This window comes from Janthinobacterium aestuarii (assembly GCF_046113285.1).
Lineage (GTDB): Bacteria > Pseudomonadota > Gammaproteobacteria > Burkholderiales > Burkholderiaceae_D > Janthinobacterium.
This window is the reverse complement of the sequence record NZ_CP142524.1, coordinates 5,874,331-5,892,577: the sequence shown is the minus strand read 5'-3', so window position 1 is coordinate 5,892,577 and position 18,247 is coordinate 5,874,331. Positions and strand designations below refer to the sequence as shown.

General features: G+C 59.4%; 15 protein-coding genes and 4 tRNA genes. 16 read left to right on the top strand and 3 right to left on the bottom strand.

Annotation, left to right across the window (positions count from 1 at the left end; translation table 11 throughout):
* Positions 1 to 108: 108 nt before the first annotated feature.
* Genes ttcA through OX462_RS26510 form a run of 3 tightly spaced genes read right to left on the bottom strand, consistent with a single transcriptional unit; the run spans position 109 to position 2,316 of the window.
* Positions 109 to 1,071, bottom strand: coding sequence for a tRNA 2-thiocytidine(32) synthetase TtcA (gene ttcA, locus OX462_RS26520; RefSeq protein WP_409028786.1), 963 nt, complete (start codon positions 1,069 to 1,071; stop codon positions 109 to 111).
* Between the two features lie 5 nt (positions 1,072 to 1,076).
* On the bottom strand, positions 1,077 to 1,475 hold the full coding sequence (locus tag OX462_RS26515; protein WP_070220805.1) for a dihydroneopterin aldolase: 399 nt from the start codon (positions 1,473 to 1,475) through the stop codon (positions 1,077 to 1,079).
* 52 nt (positions 1,476 to 1,527) lie between these two features.
* Complete coding sequence (locus tag OX462_RS26510) at positions 1,528 to 2,316, bottom strand: SDR family oxidoreductase (protein WP_409027389.1); 789 nt, start codon at positions 2,314 to 2,316, stop codon at positions 1,528 to 1,530.
* A 74-nt stretch (positions 2,317 to 2,390) separates the two neighbouring features.
* On the opposite strand from OX462_RS26510, the gene OX462_RS26505 reads away from it, so the two are divergent.
* The 16 genes from OX462_RS26505 to rpoB all read left to right on the top strand — a co-directional run bounded on the left by OX462_RS26505 (position 2,391) and on the right by rpoB (position 18,147).
* Positions 2,391 to 3,542 (top strand): class I SAM-dependent methyltransferase, encoded by a 1,152-nt coding sequence (locus OX462_RS26505; protein ID WP_409027388.1) that lies wholly within the window; start codon positions 2,391 to 2,393, stop codon positions 3,540 to 3,542.
* A 149-nt stretch (positions 3,543 to 3,691) separates the two neighbouring features.
* On the top strand, positions 3,692 to 4,777 hold the full coding sequence (locus OX462_RS26500) for a J domain-containing protein (protein ID WP_230504092.1): 1,086 nt from the start codon (positions 3,692 to 3,694) through the stop codon (positions 4,775 to 4,777).
* Positions 4,778 to 4,840: 63 nt separating this feature from the next.
* Positions 4,841 to 6,436 carry a DUF3369 domain-containing protein gene (locus OX462_RS26495; RefSeq protein ID WP_070220797.1) on the top strand — a complete coding sequence of 532 codons (1,596 nt, stop codon included), beginning with the start codon at positions 4,841 to 4,843 and terminating at the stop codon, positions 6,434 to 6,436.
* A gap of 133 nt (positions 6,437 to 6,569) precedes the next feature.
* Positions 6,570 to 8,216 carry a tetratricopeptide repeat-containing response regulator gene (locus OX462_RS26490; protein ID WP_070220795.1) on the top strand — a complete coding sequence of 549 codons (1,647 nt, stop codon included), beginning with the start codon at positions 6,570 to 6,572 and terminating at the stop codon, positions 8,214 to 8,216.
* A gap of 232 nt (positions 8,217 to 8,448) precedes the next feature.
* Positions 8,449 to 8,533 (top strand) — tRNA-Tyr (locus tag OX462_RS26485).
* Between the two features lie 63 nt (positions 8,534 to 8,596).
* A tRNA-Gly gene (locus OX462_RS26480) sits at positions 8,597 to 8,670 on the top strand.
* A gap of 43 nt (positions 8,671 to 8,713) precedes the next feature.
* A tRNA-Thr gene (locus OX462_RS26475) sits at positions 8,714 to 8,788 on the top strand.
* Positions 8,789 to 8,876: 88 nt separating this feature from the next.
* On the top strand, positions 8,877 to 10,067 hold the full coding sequence (gene tuf, locus OX462_RS26470) for an elongation factor Tu (RefSeq protein ID WP_077398776.1): 1,191 nt from the start codon (positions 8,877 to 8,879) through the stop codon (positions 10,065 to 10,067).
* Positions 10,068 to 10,133: 66 nt separating this feature from the next.
* Positions 10,134 to 10,209 (top strand) — tRNA-Trp (locus tag OX462_RS26465).
* Between the two features lie 32 nt (positions 10,210 to 10,241).
* Positions 10,242 to 10,625, top strand: coding sequence for a preprotein translocase subunit SecE (secE, locus tag OX462_RS26460; protein ID WP_010394308.1), 384 nt, complete (start codon positions 10,242 to 10,244; stop codon positions 10,623 to 10,625).
* Entirely contained in the window at positions 10,625 to 11,251 is a 627-nt protein-coding gene (gene nusG / locus OX462_RS26455; RefSeq protein ID WP_070223388.1) for a transcription termination/antitermination protein NusG, read from the top strand. The genes secE and nusG overlap by 1 nt, the downstream gene beginning before the upstream one ends.
* A 116-nt stretch (positions 11,252 to 11,367) precedes the next feature.
* On the top strand, positions 11,368 to 11,802 hold the full coding sequence (gene rplK / locus OX462_RS26450) for a 50S ribosomal protein L11 (RefSeq protein WP_034783246.1): 435 nt from the start codon (positions 11,368 to 11,370) through the stop codon (positions 11,800 to 11,802).
* The gene (gene rplA, locus OX462_RS26445) at positions 11,802 to 12,497 is read left to right on the top strand and encodes a 50S ribosomal protein L1 (RefSeq protein WP_034753134.1); all 696 of its coding nucleotides are present in this window, start codon (positions 11,802 to 11,804) and stop codon (positions 12,495 to 12,497) included. The genes rplK and rplA overlap by 1 nt, the downstream gene beginning before the upstream one ends.
* 320 nt (positions 12,498 to 12,817) lie before the next feature.
* Positions 12,818 to 13,357, top strand: coding sequence for a 50S ribosomal protein L10 (rplJ, locus tag OX462_RS26440; protein WP_034753621.1), 540 nt, complete (start codon positions 12,818 to 12,820; stop codon positions 13,355 to 13,357).
* Positions 13,358 to 13,424: 67 nt separating this feature from the next.
* Positions 13,425 to 13,796: a 50S ribosomal protein L7/L12 gene (gene rplL, locus OX462_RS26435; RefSeq protein WP_070223390.1), complete on the top strand. Its 372-nt coding sequence runs from the start codon at positions 13,425 to 13,427 to the stop codon at positions 13,794 to 13,796.
* 244 nt (positions 13,797 to 14,040) lie between these two features.
* A complete protein-coding gene (gene rpoB / locus OX462_RS26430; protein WP_070223392.1) occupies positions 14,041 to 18,147 on the top strand; it encodes a DNA-directed RNA polymerase subunit beta in 4,107 nt (1,368 codons plus the stop codon).
* Positions 18,148 to 18,247: the final 100 nt, after the last annotated feature.

Here is an 18,247-nt window from a genome sequence, read left to right as displayed (position 1 = left end):
CGTACCGGCAGAGTTACCTACGGTACAGCAAATGAGGGGAGGGGGAAAGAGGCGGGGCGCCACCACCTGGGCGGTGGCGGCGAAACAACACGGGCTGAGAACAGCCGATTACAGCGCTTGCAGCGGAATCGTGCCGAACGTGGTCGGCGTCGAGCACGGCTCTTCGTCGAAGGCGATGTCGCCCATTGGGTTGGCCACGCCGTCCGCCTTCAAGTCCTTGAAGCCGAACAGCTTCGGATCCATCAGGTGCGATGGCGCCACGTTCGACAGGGCCGAGAAGATGCTTTCCACGCGGCCCGGGAATTTCTTGTCCCATTCGCGCATCAAGCCCTTGATCTGTTTGCGCTGCAGGTTTTCCTGCGAACCGCACAAATCGCATGGAATGATGGGGAAGCCCTTGACTTCCGCATAGCGCTGCGTGTCTTCTTCCTTCACATACGCCATCGGGCGGATGACGATGTGCTTGCCGTCGTCCGATTGCAGCTTGGCCGGCATGCCTTTCAGTTTGCCGCCGAAGAACATATTCAGGAAGAACGTTTCCAAAATATCATCGCGGTGGTGGCCCAGGGCGATCTTGTTGGCGCCCAGCTCGTCGGCCACGCGGTACAGGATACCGCGGCGCAGGCGCGAGCACAGCGAGCAGGTCGTCTTGCCTTCCGGGATCAGGCGTTTGACGATGCTGTAGGTATCCTGGTTTTCGATATGGAAGGCCACGCCCAGTTCCGTCAGGTAGGCGGGCAGGATTTCCGGCGGGAAGTTCGGCTGCTTCTGATCCAGGTTGACGGCGACGATATCGAAGTGAATCGGCGCACGCTCGCGCAAGGTCATCAGGATGTCCAGCAGGGCATAGCTATCCTTGCCGCCCGACAGGCACACCATTACCTTGTCGCCGTCTTCGATCATGTTGAAGTCGCCGATGGCCTGGCCGACCAGGCGGCACAGGCGCTTGTGCAGCTTGTTGTTTTCCAGGGCGATCTTTTCCGCCTTCTTGCGCGCCAGTTTCTGCGCTTCCACATTGGCCGGGAATTCCACGGCCGTCGTCGTCGTTTCCAGCACGGCGGTGTTGCTCATGTTGTTCATGCTTCATCCTTGATCTTGAATACTTCCACGCCCACGCCTTCGCAGTCGGGATACACGTCCGGTTTCATGCTCGACACGCGCGCGGCGCGCACGCGCGGGTGGGCCAGCATGGCGGCGAGCACGTCGTCGACCAGGCTTTCCTGCAGCTGCACGTGGCCTTGCGCCATGCGCCTGGCGATGGTTTCGCGCATGAAGTCGTAATCGACCACCTCTTCCAGCTGGTCATCCTTGGGCGTCGACAGGGCCAGGGGAATGTACAGGTCGACGTTGATGAGGACGCGCTGCTCGCCCTTTTTTTCGAAGTCGTAGACGCCGATGTTGATGAGGACTTCGTAATTGCGCAGGAACAGCCGGCGGCAATCAAGCAGGCGAGGGTGGGACAGGGCGGACGACATAGTTTTACCTTTTCGGGAATGCTGAATGCGGGTTGTTTGGCAGGGCTGCTGATTATTTGGTCAAAAACATGACGTCGCGCGGCAAGCCGATCAAATGCTGGCCGCCATCGACCAGCAGGGTCGTGCCCGTCAGCGCGCGCGCGCCGGCCACGTAACAGACGCTGTCGGCCACATCTTCGGGCGTGCTGGAGCGTCCTAGCGGCGTGTTTTCATGCGCCTTGGCAAAGTTCGCTGCCGTCTGCTCGCCGGAGACCATGGTGATGCCGGGGGCAATACCCACCACGCGCACTTTCGGCGCCAGCGCCTGGGCCAGCATGGTGGTCGCCGACAGCAGCGCCGCCTTGGACAGGGTGTACGACAAAAAATCAGGATTGAGATTGTACAGTTTTTGGTCCAGCAAGTTGATGACCACGGCTTGCCCGCCTGCCGGGGTGGCATGGTACAGCGCTTGCGCCAGCAGGATGGGGGCGGCCAGGTTGGCGTGCATGTGGGCGTCCAGGGCGGCGAAGGAAAAATCGCCCGCATTGTCGTATTCAAACAACGATGCGTTGTTGACTACGCAAGTGACGGGTCCCAGCGCCGCCTGTGCCTGCGGCAGCAGCTGGCGCACGGCGTCTTCCTGCGCCAGGTCGCAAGGGAATGCTTGCGCGCGGCGGCCCAGCGCCGTGATGTCCGCCACCAGGCTGAGCGCTTCATCGCGCGAGTCGCGGTAGTGGACGGCGATATCCCAGCCGTCGCGCGCCAGGCCCAGCGCGATGGCGCGGCCGAGGCGGCGCGCCGCGCCCGTGACAAGGGCGACGCGGGGAATGCTGTCGAAGGGCGTTGTCGTTGCTTCTGTCATGTCTTTGCTATGGTTGAGATATTCGGTGGACGCCACACTGGCGGCATGCGCCGCCGATTCGCTACAATGCGGGAATGTCTCTTCCCGCACCCGATAGCGACGCGCTGGCCGCGTCCCATGCCTTGCAGCACCAGATTGCCGCCGAAATCGCGCGCAATGACGGCGCCATTCCTTTTGTCCGCTTCATGGAGCTGGCGCTGTACGCGCCTGACCTCGGCTATTACAGCGGCGGCGCCGCCAAGCTGGGCAAAGATGGCGATTTTACAACCGCGCCGGAGATTTCGCCCCTGTTCGGCGCCACGCTGGCCCATGTGGCAGCCGCTATTATGGCGCAAACGGCCCCGCGCATCCTCGAATTCGGCGCCGGCACGGGCAAGCTGGCTTTCGATATCCTGACGGAAGCGGCGAATGCCGGCATCGCTATCGAACAGTATGCGATCGTCGAATTGTCCGGCGAATTGCGCGCGCGCCAGGAGCTGGCGCTGGCCGCCTTTCCGCAAGTGGTGTGGCTCGACGGCTTCCCCGACAGTTTTGAAGGCGCCGTGTTCGGCAATGAAGTGCTCGACGCCATGCCCGTCAACCTGATCAGCAAGACGCCCGCCGGCTGGTGCGAACTCGACGTCAGCATTGCCGACGGCCAGTTCGTGTTTGTCGAACGCCCTGCCGGCGCCGACGTGGCCGCGCAGATCGCCGCCCAGGTGCCGGACGCCGATGACTTGCCGGTCGGCTATGTCACAGAAATTCATGGCGTGGCCTGCGGCTTCATGCGCTCGCTGGCGCGCATGCTGACCAATGGCAAGGGCGGCGCGGCTGTGCTGTTCGATTACGGTTTTCCTGCGCACGAGTATTATCTGGACTTGCGCGCCACGGGCACCCTGATGTGCCATTACCGCCACCATGCCCACGCGGAACCGTTTTATCTGCCCGGTTTGCAGGACATCACGGCTCACGTGGATTTTACGGCCATGGCGGTGGCGGCGCAGGATGCTGGCCTCGATGTGCTCGCATACATGAACCAGGCGTCCTTCCTGCTTGGCTCCGGTATCGGCGACTTGCTGCTGCGCACCGACCCCGAGCAGGTCAAGACCTACCTGCCGCAGGCCAGCGCCGTGCAAAAGCTGGTGTCGCCGGCCGAGATGGGCGAATTGTTCAAGGTGCTGGCGGTGGGGCACCACGTGGCGTTGCCGGAAGCGCTGTTGTCCAGTGACCGCAGTCACCGCCTGTAAGCGCGGTCAATATCAAGGCAGGGCCGTACCGCCCTGTAATTTCCTGTCCGCCGGTGGTTATTATCTTGTCATATCGTATATGATGACCGACACAGCACGGTTCCATCCTGCAAGAACCCGTCGCCGCGCACCGATTTCAAGATAGAACGATGGGAAAGATACATACACACTATGACAACCTGAAAGTGGCGCGCCTGGCGCCGCAGGAAGTCATACGTGCCGCGTATAAAGCCCTCAGCCAGAAATACCACCCCGACAAGAATCCCGGCGACGAAAAGGCCGCCCGCATCATGGCCATCCTCAACAGCGCCTATGGCACCTTGTCCGATCCGCAACGACGCAAGGAACACGACGAGTGGATCGCCGCCGAGGAGTGGGAAATCGAATGGCTGGAAAGCACCCACCACGAAGAAGGCAAGAGCCGCGATGGCCGTGCGAAAGGCCATGCCCAATCGCATGAGCACACCTGGGCGCAGGATGTGCCGCCGCCGAAGGGCAAGCCGCGGAGTGGGGCGCTGCCCATCTGGCGCAACTGGCGCTGGTGGCTGAGTTTGCTTGTCTGCCTGCTGCTGGGCTGGCTGGGCGCCTTGCTGATGCTCGATACCTCGCCGCCCGTGCCTGCCGCGCTGGCGTCGGCATGGAGCGGGCTGGCCCGCGATGGCGCCAGGGTGCACCCGGACACGGCAACGGCGGAGAGCGCAGCCACGCCGCCGGCAAAAAACGAGGCGGTGGCTATCGATAGCTGGGCCGTGGGCAAGCCGTATGCGGCCGAGCCCGCGCAAGCGAAGGCGCCCGAGATCCGCGTGCTGGCCGTGGCGCAGCTGAGCCTGAAAGCCAGCCGGCCCGCCTGCGATGGCGCCAGCCAGGCCGAGTCGGCGGGGCTGGTGGCGCCGAATGGCGAGCCTTGGCCGGCGCGGTCCGGCTATGTCGATGGCTTCCCGATCGGCAACAAGGGCGATGAACTGAGTTTAACCATCGATAACAGCAGCAATACGGCGCCCGTCTTCGTCAAGCTGTATGACCAGGAGCGGCGCTCGAATGTGCGCTACCTGTATATCCTGGCCAATGACAAGCTGACCGTGGAGCAGCTCAGCGCGGGCAAATACGAAGTGCGCTACCAGGCCGTCGGGCCAGGCCAGGACAATTGCGGCGGTACTACGCGCAGCGGCGCCTCGATACCGGCGCCTGCCGCGGGAGAGGGTGGTACGCAGAATCCTGTTGTAAGCAGCATCTAATCTGATTATGCTTGATATGCGTCAACGCAGCGTCCACATCGAACTTATCCCTTAGGAGTATTCATGACCGACCTCAAAGCCGATGCAGATGATAACTGGCTGCTCGACGAAGATGAGCCGGTGGCCAGTCCAGCCGGGTTGGCCGCGCCCGACCAGCGCCTGTGGCGTGTGCTGATCGTCGATGACGACGTCGATGTGCATGCGGTCACGCGGCTGGCGCTGCGCAATGTCAGCTTCAAGGGCCGCGAACTGGAACTGTTTTCCGCCTACAGCGGCCGCGAGGGGTACGAGATCCTGCGCGACACGCCCGATATCGCGCTGGTGCTGCTCGACGTGGTGATGGAAACGGATGACGCCGGCCTGATCCTCGCCAAGCGCATCCGCGCCGACCTGAACAACTCCATCGTGCGCGTCGTGCTGCGCACGGGGCAGCCGGGCCAGGCGCCCGAGCAACGCGTCATCATCGAATACGACATCAACGATTACAAGGCCAAGACGGAGCTGACGACGCAAAAGCTGTTTACGACCGTTATCTCGGCCCTGCGCGCCTACGAGAGCCTGATGATGCTCGAGCGCAGTCGCATCGGCCTGGGCAAGATCCTCGCCGGCGCCACCAATCTGTACCAGATCCATTCCTTGCGCGAATTCGCTTCCGGCGTGCTCAACCAGGTTAGCGCCATCCTCGACGTGGGCGCCGACGGCGTGCTGTGCCTGATGCAGGGCGGCGCGGGGCGGCCCGAGGTGGTCGCCGCCACCGGCACCTATGCCGTGCTGGCCGAGGCGGAAGCCATGCCGGCCGACCACGCGCTCACGCCCACCATCGACAAGGCGTTCGCGGAAAAGCGCAGCCAGTTCGAGCATCCGGCCAATGTGCTGTTCATCCACACGGAAGGCAACCGCGAGCTGGCCATTTCCGTCACGCCGCCGTGGCCGCTGGCGCAGATCCAGCGCGATCTGCTGGAAGTGTTTTGCCAGCGTATCGCGGCCGCCTTCGACAACCTGTACATGTTCGGCCAGCTGCGCAAGGCGCAGGAAGCGACCGTCGTGGCGCTGGCCGACCTGGCCGAGTTCCGCGACAGCGACACGGGCGGCCACGTGCGGCGCGTGCAGCAGCTGTCCGACGCCATCGCCCTGCGCATCCAGCAGCGCGGGGTGTATGCCGACGAGCTCACGCCGCAGCTGCTCGACATGATCGGCCTGGCCAGCATCCTGCACGACGTGGGCAAGGTGGCCACGCCGGACGCCGTGCTGCTCAAGCCGGGCCGGCATACGGACGAGGAGCGGGTGCAGATGCAGCTGCACGCCAGCGTCGGGCGCACCATCCTCGAGCGTGCCGCCAACATGGTCGACGGCGTCAGCTACCTCACGTATGGCGCGCAGATTGCGGGCGGCCACCATGAACATTTCGACGGCGCCGGCTATCCGAACGGCCTGAAGGGACGCGACATTCCCTTGGCCGCGCGCATCGTTGCCGTGGTCGACGTCTTCGATGCCTTGCTGCATGAGCGGCCGTACAAGGAGCCGTGGCCGTATCCGCAGGTGCGCGAATACATCGAACAGCGCAGCGGCAGCCAGTTCGATCCGGAAGTGGTGGCGGCGCTGCTGGATCTGATCGACAACGAGCCGCAACTGTGGCATCCGGAGCGCGCCACCGCTTGAGCAGCAACTTCGTTGGCGCTTTTCGGCACGGCCCCATTCCCTTGCGCGCGGCGCCGTCATATACTCGGCAGCCTCATGCTGGCCGGCGCCACGCACCGGTGTGGCGCGCCGCGGAGTTTTCGGACATCACGACATGAAAGAACTCAAGGGCCTTAGCGCACTGATCATCGAGCCGCATCCAGGCATGCGCGCCAGCCTGCACAATATGCTCAACCTGTGCGGCCTGGCGAAGATCGACGACGCGGCCAGCTCGGGCCAGGCGATCCGCATGCTGGGCAGCAAATCGTATGATCTGATCCTGTGCGAATACGACCTCGGCGGCGGGCAGGATGGCCAGCAGATGCTGGAAGACTTGCGCCACCATAAATTGATGCACGCGTCGACCATGTTCTTCATGGTCACGGGCGAAGGCAGCTTCGCCAAGGTGGTCAGCGCCGTCGAGCTGTTGCCCACCGATTACATCCTCAAGCCATTTACCGCTGACAACATGCTCGAGCGCATAGCCCGCGCGCTCGACAAGCGCAATGCCTTCGTGCCCGTGTACGAACTGATCGACGTGGGCAATGAGCGCGCGGCGATCGCCGCCTGCACCGAAGGCGCCAGCCTGTACCCCCGTTACGCCACGGATTTCCTGCGCCTGCGCGCGGAGCTGCATTTGCTGCTGGGCGAGGCGGCCGATGCCGGTCCGATCTACACAGCCTTATACGAAAGCAAGTCCATCGGCTGGGCGCGCCTGGGGCAGGCCAAGACGCAGTTCCTGCTGGGCGAGTACGAAGCGGCGCAGGGCACCCTGGAAGGGCTGCTGGAAAACAACAAGCGTTTTCTCGACGCCTATGACTGGCTGGCGCGCACGCATATGGCGCAAGGCAAGCCGGAACTGGCGCAGGCGGCCTTGAGCGAAGCGGTGGCCCTGTCGCCGCATGCCGTGCGCCGCTTGCGCCGCCTGGGCGAGGCGGCCCTGGCGGCCGACGATATCGACATGGCGGAAAAATCCCTCAAACTGGTGGTCAGCAAGGCCAAATATTCGGAATTCCGCGATCCGGAAGACCATGTGCGCCTGGTGCAGACCCTGGTGCGCAAGGGAGATCCCTTGCAGGCGGGCGCCGTGATCCGCGACCTCGACAAATCGATGGGTGGGCAAAAGAATGCGGAACTGTGCAGCGCCCTGTGCAGCGCCATGCTGCATGCGCATACGGGCAACGAGGAGCGCCTGCAGCAATCGCTCGACGCGGCCCTGGCCGCCAACCGGCACAGCGTGGGCAGCTCGAATACGCTGAAAACGGAGCTGGCGCGCCACTGCCTGGCGCACGGGCGCGAAGACGGCGCGGCCGAGGTGATGCGCGAAGTCATGCGCAATGCGCCCGACAGCGCCGCCATGACGCGCGCCATGGCAGTGTTCGAACAGGCGGGGCGCGAGGAACTGGCCAAGGCATTGGCGCGGCAAAGCCGCCAGGAAGTGGCCGACATGGTGGCGGCCGGGGCAGCCCGGGCGGGCGAGGGCGATTTCCGCGGCGCCGTCGATCTGATGGGCGAGGCCGTCACGCGCCTGCCCGACAATCCGCAGGTGGTCTTCAATGCGGCCGTGGCCGTGCTGAAATGCCTGGAGCACGAGGGCTGGGATGAGCGCATGGGGCAGCAGGCGCTGACTTTTATCGCCGGCGTGCGCCGCCTGGACCCGCGCAATCCCAAATTGCCCGTGCTGTCGGGCCTGCATCAGCAGTTATTGCGTAAATACAAGCCCTTGGGCAATGCCTGGATGCATCCGCCTGACGCAAGGTAAGCGGGGAAATGCGGGGCAAATGACGAAAAAATGCGGCTTGCCGGCAGGGGCGATAAAAAAAATACGAAAAAAGCTGACTTTTTCGCGCCAACCCTTGCACATTCTCAAATCGGGAGCTTATAATCACGCCCCGAAGCAGCCAACTTCTTCTTTATACGCAAATGCAGCAGTCAGGCATCAGTAAATAAGGTTGACAGTTGTGAGTAGATGCTTCATACTCTGCGGTTCCCGCGGAGGGGTGGCCGAGTGGTTAAAGGCGACAGACTGTAAATCTGTTCTCTATGAGTACGCTGGTTCGAATCCAGCCCCCTCCACCAAGTTTTTGCAAGGAAAACTGGGTAGTAGCAAAAAGCAAGTGAAGATAAAGTGAACGATACCTCGCGGGTGTAGCTCAATGGTAGAGCAGAAGCCTTCCAAGCTTACGACGAGGGTTCGATTCCCTTCACCCGCTCCAGTTTCCGTTCAGATGCTTGATGCATCGCATGCAACAAATTACAGCCCTTGTAGCTCAGTGGTAGAGCACTCCCTTGGTAAGGGAGAGGCCACGTGTTCGATCCACGTCAAGGGCACCAGAATTCGCAGCAGGCAGCACAGAAGCAATTCAAACCAGACCGTCGGGCGTGTGCCTGAGCAATCTAATCAAATCATTAGGAGTTCAAAATGGCAAAAGGTAAATTCGAACGGACCAAGCCGCACGTCAACGTCGGCACCATCGGCCACGTCGACCACGGTAAAACCACGCTGACCGCTGCAATCGCAACGGTTCTGTCGAAGAAATTCGGCGGCGAAGCTAAAGCATACGACCAGATCGATGCAGCACCAGAAGAAAAAGCGCGCGGTATCACGATTAACACCGCCCACGTCGAGTACGAAACGGAAACGCGTCACTACGCGCACGTTGACTGCCCAGGCCACGCCGATTACATCAAAAACATGATTACCGGTGCAGCCCAGATGGACGGCGCGATCCTGGTGTGCTCCGCAGCTGACGGCCCAATGCCACAGACCCGCGAACACATCCTGCTGGCCCGCCAAGTTGGCGTTCCATACATCATCGTGTTCCTGAACAAGTGCGACCTGGTCGATGACGCAGAGCTGCTGGAACTGGTTGAAATGGAAGTGCGCGAGCTGTTGTCGAAGTACGAATTCCCAGGCGACGACCTGCCTATCATCAAAGGTTCGGCACGTATGGCGCTGGAAGGCAAAGAAGGCGAAATGGGCGTTGACGCAGTGCTGCGTCTGGCCGATGCGCTGGATGCTTACATCCCAACGCCAGAGCGCGCTGTTGATGGTGCGTTCCTGATGCCAGTGGAAGACGTGTTCTCGATCTCGGGTCGCGGTACCGTTGTGACCGGTCGTATCGAGCGCGGCATTGTCAAAGTCGGCGAAGAGATCGAAATCGTCGGTATCACCGATACCGTCAAAACGACTTGCACCGGCGTGGAAATGTTCCGCAAGCTGCTGGACCAAGGTCAAGCTGGCGACAACGTTGGTCTGCTGCTGCGCGGCACCAAGCGTGAAGACGTGCAACGTGGTCAAGTGCTGGCCAAGCCAGGCTCGATCAAGCCGCACGCGCACTTCACCGGCGAGATCTATGTTCTGTCGAAAGACGAAGGCGGCCGTCATACGCCATTCTTCAACAACTATCGTCCACAGTTCTACTTCCGCACGACGGACGTAACCGGTTCGATCGAGTTGCCAGCAGACAAAGAAATGGTCATGCCAGGCGATAACGTGTCGATCACCGTCAAGCTGATCAACCCGATCGCGATGGAAGAAGGCCTGCGCTTCGCTATCCGCGAAGGCGGCCGTACCGTCGGCGCCGGCGTGGTTGCAAAAATCATCGCATAAGGAAATGTTATGCTTCCACCCGGGGCGTCCTGGGTGGTAGAATAGCACTCCTCGAAAGTTTTACGTAGGGACGTAGCTCAATTGGCAGAGCGTCGGTCTCCAAAACCGAAGGTTGGGGGTTCGATGCCCTCCGTCCCTGCCACCGTCAAGGTGCAGGGCACCGAAAGTAGAAAAATGTCAAATCAATCCGTGCAAACCGTTAGCACGTCGAGTGACAAGATAAAAGTCGCGCTGGCAATAGTAGCTGCGATTGCAGGAGTAGTCGGGTTTTATTACCTGGCAGGCCAACCAGCTCTGGTGCGTGCAAGCGCGCTTGTGGCTGGTTTGGTTATTGCTGTTGCGCTCTTGTATGTCTCGACGACCGGCCGTGAATTTCTCAATTTCGCCAAAGAAGCTGTGCGCGAAACCAAGAAAGTCGTTTGGCCTACCCGCAAAGAAGCCACGCAGATTACCGCGATCGTGTTTGCCTTTGTGCTGGTCATGGCGATTTTCCTGTGGGGCACGGATAAATTGCTCGAGTTTTTGTTGTATGACGTAATTCTGGGTTGGAAAAAATAATGAGCGAAAATGTGCATGATGAAGCGGCGGAAGAGTCCGTTCCGGGCGACGCTCCGGCAGCGGATACTGGTGCAGCGCTGAGCGTGCCAGTGAGCAGCAAGCGCTGGTATGTCGTGCATGCTTATTCCGGCATGGAAAAAAGCGTCATGCGCGCACTGACCGAGCGCATCGAGCGCGCGGGCATGCAAGACCAGTTCGGCCAGATCCTGGTGCCGATCGAAGAAGTTGTCGAAGTCAAGAATGGCGTGAAGTCCGTCACCGAACGTCGTTTCTATCCTGGCTATGTGCTGGTTGAAATGGAAATGACGGACGAGAGCTGGCACTTGGTCAAGAACACCAGCAAGGTTACCGGCTTCATTGGTGGCAAGTCGAACAAGCCGACGCCGATCTCCGCGCGCGAAATCGACGGCATCATGAAGCAGATGCAGGAAGGCGTTGAAAAGCCCCGTCCGAAAACCTTGTACGAGGTGGGCGAGCAGGTACGCATCAAGGATGGTCCGTTCACCGATTTCAACGGCAATGTCGAAGAAGTCAATTACGAGAAATCCAAAGTGCGCGTCTCGGTCACCATCTTCGGCCGCGCTACCCCGGTAGAGCTCGAATTCGGCCAGGTCGAAAAAGTTTAAGTCTGTCTCAAACGCCACCAGGAGCGTTGCGGTAGTAACAGCAAAATCCGGTCAGAGGAGCCCCGCCAGGGTAGGATCGGCGGGGCGCTACTACTCAATCCAAGATAGGAGCCATCATGGCAAAGAAAATCATTGGTTTTATCAAGCTGCAAGTGCCAGCTGGTAAAGCAAACCCATCCCCACCAATCGGTCCAGCTCTGGGTCAACGCGGTCTGAACATCATGGAATTCTGCAAAGCGTTCAACGCGCAGACCCAAGGTATGGAACCAGGCATGCCGATCCCAGTCGTGATCACCGCGTTCGCTGACAAGTCCTTCACGTTCGTGATGAAGACGCCTCCAGCAACCTACCTGATCAAAAAAGCTGCTGCGATCACCAAAGGTTCGCCGAAGCCACATACCGACAAAGTCGGTACGCTGACCCGCGCACAAGCTGAAGAAATCGCTAAATTGAAAACCCCTGATCTGACCGCTGCCGACATGGATGCTGCTGTACGCACCATCGCTGGTTCCGCTCGTTCGATTGGTATCACGGTGGAAGGTGTTGTATAATGGCTAAGTTATCCAAACGTATCAAGGCTTTGAAAGCCAAAGTCGACCGTACCAAAGTGTACGCTTTCGACAACGCTGTCGCTCTGATCAAAGAGTGCGCAACGGCCAAGTTCAATGAATCGATCGACGTATCGGTACAACTGGGTGTTGATCCTAAGAAATCCGACCAAGTGGTGCGCGGCTCCGTCGTGCTGCCAGCTGGTACCGGCAAAACCGTACGCGTGGCAGTCTTCGCGTCGGGCGAAAAAGCGGAAGCTGCCAAAGCAGCTGGCGCCGACATCGTTGGTATGGAAGACCTGGCCGAGCAGATCAAAGCCGGCGACATGCCTTTCGACATCGTTATCGCTTCGCCAGATACCATGCGTATCGTTGGTACCCTGGGTCAGATCCTGGGCCCGCGCGGCATGATGCCTAACCCGAAAGTCGGCACTGTTACTCCTGACGTCGCTACCGCCGTGAAAAACGCGAAAGCCGGTCAAGTTCAGTACCGTACCGACAAATCCGGTATCATCCACGCTACCATCGGCCGTAAATCGTTCGCTGACGCAGATCTGAAGTCGAATCTGGTCGCACTGATCGACGCACTGAACAAAGCCAAGCCAGCATCGAGCAAAGGCGTGTACCTGCGCAAAGTTTCGCTGTCGTCGACCATGGGCGCTGGCGTCCGTGTTGACCAGGCTAGCCTGGCAGCTTAAGTAACAGAATCAAGTCCTGTAGCGCCTTCGGGCGCTGCGGGCGCATCTTTGGGCTGTCTGCCTGGTGTCCGCATCAGGCAGGCAGACAATCAAAGACCGTTGGGCCGACTGCGATTGCACATGCAGAAGGTTAATAGGCTTGCCGGCAACGGCAAGTGCCCAACGCAGATGGTGTACCCGAACAAGTTTTGTAGTCCTCATGCTGCGTGAATCCATCCGCTCAGTTTAGTACTTCTTGACTTCGGACGCCGTGTTCGAACCGATGCAAGGCGCTCAACCACTCGGTTGTGATCGCTGAACATCATTTAAGGAGGTTGACCGTGAGTCTCAATCTGAATGACAAAAAGGCCGTCGTCGCCGAAGTTTCCGCACAAGTAGCAAATGCGCAAACGATCGTCGTGGCCGAATATCGTGGCATCCAGGTTGGTCACTTGACGCAACTGCGTGCTAAAGCGCGTGCCCAAGGCGTGTACCTGCGTGTGTTGAAAAACACTCTGGCTCGTCGCTCCGTTGAAGGTACCGCATTCGCCAGCCTGGCAGATGCCATGACCGGCCCGTTGATCTACTCGATCTCGGCCGATGCCGTTGCAGCAGCTAAAGTCATCGCTGACTTCGCTAAAACCAACGACAAACTGGTCATCAAAGCAGGTAACTACGCAGGCAAGCCGCTGGATACAGCTGCTGTCACCGCGTTGGCGAGCATTCCTAGCCGTGAAGTCCTCATTTCGCAGTTGTTGGGCGTTATGCTGGCTCCGGTTTCGGGCTTTGCACGTGGTCTGGCTGCCCTGGCAGCGAAAAAAGGCGAAGGCGCCGAAGCTCCTGCAGAAGCAGCAGCAGAAGAAGCCCCAGCAGCCGCTTAATTGCGCGCGCTTTTTTCTCTCAGTACCAATCTGATGTAACTAACGTAATAAATTTAGGAGTTTCAAAATGGCAATTAGCAAAGACGATATCCTGGAAGCAGTTAGCGCCATGTCCGTAATGGACCTGAACGACCTGGTTAAAGCATTCGAAGAAAAATTCGGCGTGTCCGCAGCAGCGATGGCTTCGGCCGGTCCTGCAGCAGGCCCAGCAGCAGCTGCTGAAGAGCAAACCGAGTTCAACGTTGTACTGGACACCTTCGGCGCAAACAAAGTTGGCGTCATTAAAGCAGTTCGCGAAATCACCGGCCTGGGCTTGAAAGAAGCTAAAGACCTGGTCGATGGCGCACCAAAAACTGTGAAAGAAGCAGTGTCGAAAGCTGACGCTGAAGCTGCAGTGAAGAAACTGGTTGAAGCCGGCGCAACCGCTTCGATGAAGTAATATCTGTACCGGCGGCAGTTAGCGCCCGAGTCAAAGTCTGAGGTTTCCCCTCGCAAGGGGGGAAATCCGACTTTGGCTCCTTTGTCGTCTGCATCGTATTTGTCATGTAGTTGTAGCAGCAGTTTTTATTCGATTCAAGCCGGAAAGCAGAGCCTTGAGGTTTCGTCTGTGTCACACGCAGCGGTGCAAACGAACACTTGCAAAACCTGAATTTTCTATCCTTTCTGTCACTCACGGAGTGTCCATGCACTACTCATTTACTGAGAAGAAACGCATTCGCAAATCATTCGCGAAGCGCGCCAACGTTCACCACGTTCCGTTCCTGCTGGCGACCCAGCTCGAGTCTTATCATAGCTTCTTGCAAGAGGACATAGCACCGTCCGGCCGCAAGAATGATGGCCTGCAGTCGGCTTTCACCTCGATTTTCCCTATCGTGTCGCACAATGGTTTTGCGCGACTCGAATTCTTGTCGTACGTTCTGGGCGATCCTGCCTTTGACGTCAAAGAATGTCAACAACGTGGCCTGACGTTCGCGTCGCCGCTGCGCGCGAAAGTGCGCCTGGTGATCCTGGACAAGGAATCGCCAACCAAGCCCGTCGTCAAAGAGATGAAGGAACAGGAAGTCTACATGGGCGAATTGCCGCTCATGACGACCACCGGTTCGTTCGTGATCAACGGCACGGAGCGGGTGATCGTTTCCCAGCTGCACCGTTCGCCTGGCGTGTTCTTCGAGCACGACCGCGGCAAGACTCACTCGTCCGGTAAGCTGCTGTTCTCCGCGCGTATCATTCCTTACCGCGGTTCGTGGCTGGACTTCGAGTTCGACCCGAAAGACATCCTGTTCTTCCGCGTCGACCGCCGCCGCAAGATGCCAGTGACGATTCTGCTCAAAGCCATCGGCATGTCGCACGAGCAAATCCTGGCGAACTTCTTCGTCTTCGACAATTTCAACCTGCGCTCCGAAGGCGCGGAAATGGAATTCGTCTCCGAGCGTCTGCGCGGCGAAGTGGCGCGTTTCGACATCGTCGACAAGTCGGGCAAGACCCTGGTGCTGAAAGACAAGCGTATCAACGCGAAACACGTGCGTGATATCGAAGCTGCCGGCATCAAGCACATTTCCGTACCGGAAGACTACCTGCTGGGCCGCGTATTGGCGAAGAACATCGTCGATGGCGACACCGGTGAAGTCGTCGCTTCCGCGAACGATGAGCTGACCGAAGATCTGTTGGGCCGCCTGCGCGACGCCAACATTTCCGAAATCCAGACCTTGTACACGAACGACCTGGACCAGGGCGCCTACATCTCGCAAACCCTGCGTATCGACGACACCGCCGACCAGATGGCTGCGAAAGTGGCGATCTACCGCATGATGCGTCCAGGCGAACCGCCAACGGAAGACTCCGTTGAAGCGCTGTTCAATGGCCTGTTCTACAACTCGGACCGCTACGACCTGTCGGCCGTGGGCCGCATGAAGTTCAACCGCCGCATTGGCCGCGATGAACTGACCGGCGCCATGACCCTGTCGAACGAAGACGTGCTGGCCGTGATCAAGATCCTGGTGGAACTGCGCAATGGCCGCGGCGAAGTCGACGATATCGATCACCTGGGTAACCGTCGCGTACGTTGCGTGGGCGAACTGGCCGAGAATCAATTCCGCGCCGGCCTGGTGCGTGTTGAGCGCGCCGTCAAGGAACGCCTCGGCCAAGCCGAAGCGGACAACCTGATGCCGCACGACCTGATCAACTCGAAGCCGATTTCGGCTGCGATTCGCGAGTTCTTCGGTTCGTCCCAGCTGTCGCAGTTTATGGACCAAACCAATCCTCTGTCGGAAATTACCCACAAGCGCCGCGTATCGGCTCTGGGACCCGGCGGTCTGACACGCGAACGCGCCGGCTTTGAAGTGCGCGACGTGCATCCGACCCACTACGGCCGCGTCTGCCCGATCGAGACACCGGAAGGTCCGAACATTGGTCTGATCAACTCGCTGGCTCTGTACGCCCGCCTGAATGAATACGGCTTCCTGGAAACCCCGTACCGCAAGGTCGAAGGCTCCAAGATTACCGATCAGATCGACTACCTGTCCGCCATCGAAGAAGGCCGCTACATCATCGCTCAGGCGAATGCGACCATCAACGACGCCGGCATGTTGTCCGATGAACTGGTCTCGGCCCGTGAAGCCGGCGAAACCATCCTGGTCTCCCCGGAGCGCATCCAGTACATGGACGTGGCGCCAGGCCAGATCGTTTCCGTCGCTGCCTCGCTGATTCCGTTCCTCGAACACGATGATGCAAACCGTGCATTGATGGGCGCCAACATGCAACGCCAGGCCGTGCCTTGCTTGCGTCCGGAAAAAGCGCTGGTCGGTACCGGTATCGAACGCACCGTTGCGGTCGACTCGGGCACCACCGTGCAAGCGCTGCGTGGCGGTATCGTCGATTACATCGATGCGGGCCGTGTCGTGATTCGCGTCAATGATGACGAAGCGCAAGCTGGTGAAGTGGGCGTCGACATCTACAACCTGATCAAGTACACCCGTTCGAACCAGAACACCAACATCAACCAGCGTCCTATCGTGCAAGTGGGCGACCGTGTTGCCAAGCGCGACGTGATCGCCGACGGCGCATCGACCGACCTGGGTGAATTGGCGCTGGGCCAGAACATGACCGTGGCCTTCATGCCATGGAATGGTCTGAACTTCGAAGATTCGATCCTGATCTCGGAAAACGTCGTCAAGGACGACCGCTACACCTCGATTCACATCGAAGAGTTGTCGGTGGTGGCCCGTGACACGAAACTGGGCGCGGAAGAAATTACGCGCGACATCTCGAACCTGGCTGAAAATCAGCTGGCACGTCTGGATGAGTCCGGTATCGTCTACATCGGCGCAGAAGTCCAAGCGGGCGACACCCTGGTTGGTAAAGTGACGCCAAAAGGCGAAACCCAGCTGACTCCGGAAGAGAAGCTGCTGCGCGCGATCTTCGGCGAAAAAGCCTCGGACGTAAAAGATACGTCGCTGCGCGTGCCTTCGGGCATGATCGGTACCGTGATCGACGTGCAAGTCTTCACCCGTGAAGGCATTGTGCGCGACAAGCGTGCCCAGCAAATTATCGATGACGAACTGAAACGCTTCCGTCTGGACTTGAACGACCAGATGCGTATCGTTGAAGGCGATGCCTTCCAGCGTCTGGAAAAAATGCTGATCGGCAAAGTTGTCAACGGCGGCCCGAAAAAGCTGGCCAAAGGCGCCAAGATCACCAAGGAATACCTGGCCGATCTGGACAAATACCACTGGTTCGACATCCGCCCTGCGGACGACGATGCCGCGGTAGCGCTGGAAGCGATCAAGGAGTCGATCAACGAGAAGCGTCACCAGTTCGATCTGGCCTTCGAAGAGAAGCGCAAGAAACTGACGCAAGGCGATGAGCTGCAACCAGGCGTGCAAAAAATGGTCAAGGTCTACCTGGCCGTGAAACGCCGCCTGCAGTCGGGCGACAAGATGGCAGGTCGCCACGGTAACAAGGGTGTGGTTTCCCGTATTGTTCCTGTGGAAGACATGCCATACATGGCCGACGGCACGCCAGCCGACGTTGTGCTGAACCCGCTGGGCGTTCCTTCGCGGATGAACGTTGGTCAGATTCTCGAGACGCACTTGGGCTGGGCTGCCAAGGGTCTGGGTATCCGCATCGGCGAAATGCTGAAGGCGCAAACCAAGGTCGAGCAAGTGCGCAAGTACCTGACGACGATCTACAACGACAACGGCCGCGCGGAAGATCTGAACGACTTCGACGATGAAGAGATCATGAAGCTGGCGGAAAACCTGAAAAAAGGTGTTCCATTCGCCACGCCAGTGTTCGACGGCGCCAATGAAGAAGAGATCCGCCGCATGCTGGACCTGGCGTATCCGGACGACATCGCCAAGAACCTGGGCATGACCGCTTCGAAAAACCAGGTGACCATGTATGACGGTCGCACCGGTGAAGCGTTCGAGCGCAAGGTCACTGTCGGCGTCATGCACATGCTGAAACTGCATCACTTGGTCGATGACAAGATGCATGCGCGTTCGACCGGTCCTTACTCGCTGGTCACGCAACAGCCGCTGGGTGGTAAAGCCCAGTTCGGTGGTCAGCGTTTCGGTGAGATGGAAGTCTGGGCACTGGAAGCGTATGGCGCGTCGTATGTCTTGCAAGAGATGTTGACGGTCAAGTCCGATGACGTGAATGGCCGTACCAAAGTGTACGAGAACCTCGTCAAGGGCGACCACGTGATCGACGCCGGCATGCCGGAATCGTTCAACGTGCTGGTCAAGGAAATCCGTTCGCTGGGTATCGATATCGACCTCGAACGCAACTAAACGACAGCACCCTGTCATTTGGTTTGGGAAACACAAAGCCCGGCTGGGAAACCACGCCGGGCAATGTAGTCTCAGGAATATAGAAATTTAATCACCTCTG

Coding starts and splice junctions, on each gene's coding strand:
- ttcA (WP_409028786.1), bottom strand. CDS start 1,071: ATGAGCAACACCGCCGTGCTGGAAACGACGACGACGGCCGTGGAATTC.
- OX462_RS26515 (WP_070220805.1), bottom strand. CDS start 1,475: ATGTCGTCCGCCCTGTCCCACCCTCGCCTGCTTGATTGCCGCCGGCTG.
- OX462_RS26510 (WP_409027389.1), bottom strand. CDS start 2,316: ATGACAGAAGCAACGACAACGCCCTTCGACAGCATTCCCCGCGTCGCC.
- OX462_RS26505 (WP_409027388.1), top strand. CDS start 2,391: ATGTCTCTTCCCGCACCCGATAGCGACGCGCTGGCCGCGTCCCATGCC.
- OX462_RS26500 (WP_230504092.1), top strand. CDS start 3,692: ATGGGAAAGATACATACACACTATGACAACCTGAAAGTGGCGCGCCTG.
- OX462_RS26495 (WP_070220797.1), top strand. CDS start 4,841: ATGACCGACCTCAAAGCCGATGCAGATGATAACTGGCTGCTCGACGAA.
- OX462_RS26490 (WP_070220795.1), top strand. CDS start 6,570: ATGAAAGAACTCAAGGGCCTTAGCGCACTGATCATCGAGCCGCATCCA.
- tuf (WP_077398776.1), top strand. CDS start 8,877: ATGGCAAAAGGTAAATTCGAACGGACCAAGCCGCACGTCAACGTCGGC.
- secE (WP_010394308.1), top strand. CDS start 10,242: ATGTCAAATCAATCCGTGCAAACCGTTAGCACGTCGAGTGACAAGATA.
- nusG (WP_070223388.1), top strand. CDS start 10,625: ATGAGCGAAAATGTGCATGATGAAGCGGCGGAAGAGTCCGTTCCGGGC.
- rplK (WP_034783246.1), top strand. CDS start 11,368: ATGGCAAAGAAAATCATTGGTTTTATCAAGCTGCAAGTGCCAGCTGGT.
- rplA (WP_034753134.1), top strand. CDS start 11,802: ATGGCTAAGTTATCCAAACGTATCAAGGCTTTGAAAGCCAAAGTCGAC.
- rplL (WP_070223390.1), top strand. CDS start 13,425: ATGGCAATTAGCAAAGACGATATCCTGGAAGCAGTTAGCGCCATGTCC.
- rpoB (WP_070223392.1), top strand. CDS start 14,041: ATGCACTACTCATTTACTGAGAAGAAACGCATTCGCAAATCATTCGCG.